Annotated in this window: 3 protein-coding genes; all 3 read left to right on the top strand. The window is 38.3% G+C overall.

What is annotated here, in order from left to right:
* The first annotated feature begins 41 nt into the window (after positions 1-41).
* The 3 genes from prsW (at position 42) to ypeB (ending at position 3,027) form a co-directional block, all read left to right on the top strand.
* Entirely contained in the window at positions 42-731 is a 690-nt protein-coding gene (prsW, locus tag V7083_RS06250; protein WP_335476481.1) for a glutamic-type intramembrane protease PrsW, read from the top strand.
* Between the two features lie 144 nt (positions 732-875).
* Complete coding sequence (sleB, locus tag V7083_RS06245; RefSeq protein ID WP_438823701.1) at positions 876-1,664, top strand: spore cortex-lytic enzyme; 789 nt, start codon at positions 876-878, stop codon at positions 1,662-1,664.
* A 13-nt stretch (positions 1,665-1,677) separates the two neighbouring features.
* Positions 1,678-3,027: a germination protein YpeB gene (gene ypeB / locus V7083_RS06240; protein WP_335476477.1), complete on the top strand. Its 1,350-nt coding sequence runs from the start codon at positions 1,678-1,680 to the stop codon at positions 3,025-3,027.
* Positions 3,028-3,137 lie beyond the last annotated feature (110 nt).

Below are 3,137 nucleotides of genomic sequence, written 5' to 3'. Positions count from 1 at the left end.
CATGTTACGATTAAGAAAATGGGTTTGAAAAGAGGTTCATCATGCTGGGATTATTATCTGCCGGGATTGCTCCTGGTTTGGCCTTGCTTTTGTTTTTTTATTTAAAAGATGAATATGAATCAGAACCGATTTCGTTTGTACTGCGGACTTTTTTGTATGGAGCTTTGCTGGTGTTCCCGATTATGTTTATCCAGCATGTGATCCAAACTGAGAATTTAATTCACTCTAATTTATTAGATGCCTTTTTAAGTACGAGTCTTCTTGAAGAGTTTTTCAAATGGTTTATCCTCTATTATGCTGTTTACCAACATGTGGAGTTCGACGAACCGTTTGATGGAATTGTGTACGGGGTTGCAGTTTCACTTGGTTTTGCTACAGTTGAAAATATATATTACCTCATTGCTAATGGAATTGAACATGCAATGACACGGGCACTTTTACCAGTGTCAAGTCATGCGTTGTTCGGTGTCATTATGGGCTTTTACTTTGGGAAAACAAAATTTATGGAAGGTAATAAAACCAAATGGCTGATGCTTTCACTTTTTTTGCCATTTATCCTCCATGGTTTTTATGATTTCATTTTGCTGACACAAAAACATTGGTTAATCATGATATTCCCGTTTATGATTTTCCTTTGGTGGTTTGGCTTAACAAAAGTAAAAACTGCAAGGATCCTAAGTGCCAATCATATGAAAAAACAATATTCTATGCAAAAAACTCTACATTCCTAAATATGTAGAGTTTTTTTATTGGAATAAAAATACTGGAACAGCAAAAAATAGGGTTACTGTAAAAAGATTTACAATGGGGGTTATTATTCCATGCCAATCAAAAAATTTCTATCAAAAGGACTTCTGTTGACGATTATTTTAGTAATGCCACTTTCCTGTGTAGATTCAAAGGTGGCACATGCCTTTACCAGACAGGTGATTCAAAAAGGTGCAGTAGGTGATGATGTGATTGAACTTCAGGCTAGGCTGCAATATACAGGTTTTTATCATGGGAAGATTGACGGTGTGTTTGGTTGGAGTACTTATTGGGCACTGCGAAACTTTCAATATAAATTTGGCTTGCCAACTGATGGGATCGCAGGTGCAACCACAAAGGCTAAACTGGTTAAAGCAAGTAAGTACGATAAGCAATTTGTCAAACAACAAATACAGTCAGGAAAAAAATTCACCTATTATGGTGGAGTCGATCCGAAGAAACAAACCGCTGCATCAAAGAGTAAAGCGCCTGTAAAAAAAACATCTGCCCCTAAAAAAACAGCAGCGAGTAAACCAACAGCTTCCAACGTCCCTAAAGGGTTTTCGCAAAATGATATAAGATTATTGGCGAATGCAGTACATGGTGAATCCCGTGGTGAGCCGTATGTAGGTCAGGTGGCGGTTGCAGCAGTTATTATAAATCGTATTAATAGTGCATCGTTTCCAAATACAGTTTCAGGCGTTATCTTTGAGCCGGGAGCATTTACGGCAGTTGCGGATGGACAAATTTGGCTCACGCCAAATGAAACATCGAAAAAAGCAGTATTGGACGCACTCAACGGTTGGGATCCAACAGGCGAGGCACTATATTATTTTAATCCTGCGACAGCGACCAGCTCCTGGATTTGGGGTCGTCCGCAAATTAAACGGATTGGGAAACATATTTTCTGTAAGTAGAGGTGAATGAAGCGTGATTAGAGGAATATTAATTGGAATCTTAGCCATTGGTGTGGCTGGAACAGCCTATTGGGGTTACCAGGAACACCAGGAAAAAAATGCAGTTCTTTTAAATGCTGAAAATAACTATCAACGGGCCTTTCATAATCTATCATACAGAATGGATTTATTGCATGATAAAATCGGTACAACTCTCGCAATGAATTCGAGAAATTCACTTTCCCCTTCCTTAGTGGAAGTATGGCGCCTGACTTCTCAAGCACATGGTGATGTTGGGCAATTGCCCCTGACATTACTGCCATTCAATAAGACAGAGGAGTTTTTGGCTAACATTGGGAACTTTAGTTATCGTACTGCTGTCAGAGACCTTGATAAAGAACCACTTACAAAAGAGGAGTATAAAACCTTAAATACTTTATATCAACAGTCTGGAGAAATTCAGAGTGAACTGCGGAAAGTTCAAAGCATGGTACTGAAAAATAATTTGCGTTGGATGGACGTAGAATTAGCATTGGCATCTGGTAAAGAAACAACGGATAATACTATCATCGATGGTTTTAAAACCGTTGAAAAAACGGTAACAGGCTATAATGAATCTGATAACGGGACTACCTTTGCAAATTTTCAAAAGAAGGATGAAAATTATAAAAAGATAAAAGGAAAGAAAATTTCAAAACAAGATGCCGTGCAAATTGCCCGAAAATATATGAATATAAACGGAAAAGTAAATATAAAAGTTACCGAAAACGGGAAAGGTTCGGATTACGGATTTTACAGTGTTGCGGTGAAAAGTGGTCAAACTGGTCAAGAAGCAAGTATGGATCTTACCAAAAAAGCGGGCCACCCAATTTGGTTTATTAATAACCGTGATGTGAAGAAACAAGTAATTAGTTTAAACGACGCGAATAATCGGGCGTTGGCATTCCTTAAGGAAAATGGCTTCAAGGATTTAGAAACTTTTGAAAGTACACAATATGATAGTATTGGTGTATTTAATTTTGTGACCAATATCAACGGAATCAGGATCTATCCTGAATCTATTAAAGTAAAAGTGGCCTTGGATAATGGTGATATTGTTGGTGTGTCAGCAGAAGAATACTTAAAATCATTTCAAACAAGGAACTTCGGGAAGCCAGCCATTACCCTGGAACAAGCAAGGGCGAAAATTAATCCGAATTTGAAGGTAATGGAAGATCGCCAAGCAGTGATTGTCAACGATCTTAATGAAGAGGTCCTCTGTTATGAATTCCTTGGAACGATCGGTGATGACACCTATCGTATATTTATAAATGCCCAGAATGGAATAGAAGAGGAAGTAGAGAAATTGAAAAATGCAGAAGCTATATATGAAAATGTTCTATGAGGGAAAAGCGTTTGCTTTTCCTTTCTTTTTTCATGGCTCTGTTAAACTTGTCTGTTGATTTGCGCTCCAGGTGCGAGCGGTTCGTGGGCGTTTCGGCGAGCCTCCTCGGC

The organism is Bacillus sp. JJ1764 (assembly GCF_036962145.1).
Lineage (GTDB): Bacteria > Bacillota > Bacilli > Bacillales > Cytobacillaceae > Neobacillus.
This window is presented reverse-complemented; position numbering and strand designations above follow the sequence as displayed.